General features: G+C 34.7%; 1 protein-coding gene. It reads left to right on the plus strand.

Annotated features, from left to right (window positions below; genetic code table 11):
• Positions 1–507: hypothetical protein (locus tag FK529_RS21005; RefSeq protein ID WP_205124418.1), on the plus strand; the 507-nt coding region annotated here is incomplete at both ends.

The following is a 507-nucleotide window of genomic DNA, read 5'->3' on the forward strand; positions in this document are numbered from 1 at the left end:
AAATTCCCTTCGTGAGCAGATAGAAGCTGAAGTTGATGGATTTGATATTGATGAAGTAGCTAAAACTGAACGTATCAAAAAAGTATTTAATAAAGAAACGGGATATCGTTTTTTTTTAGAAACTTATTTCCCTCATGTAATTCGTGATGATTCCCGTGCAGAACTTCATCTTTGGTTATTTGATGAAATCCCTAAAATTGTCTTAAGTGAAGAATCTACAAACTTAGGAGTAGCTGCTCCTCGTGGTGAAGCAAAAACAACATACATTACGCATATTTTCAATCTTTGGACAGTAGTAACAGGTTATAAACACTTTAATGTGATAATCTCCGACACATTTGAACAAGCATCAATGTTCTTAGAACTGACAAAAGCAGATTTGCTCTTTAACCCAAGATTAAGAAGTGATTTTCCAGAAGTCACTGGAAAAGGAAGCACTTGGCGTATTGGACAGATCATTACTCGTAATAACGTTAAAATTCAATCGCTCGGAATGGGAGAAAATAT

Origin of the sequence: Tsukamurella asaccharolytica, from assembly GCF_007858435.1 — a bacterium.
Taxonomy (GTDB): Bacteria; Actinomycetota; Actinomycetes; order Mycobacteriales; family Mycobacteriaceae; genus Tsukamurella; species Tsukamurella asaccharolytica.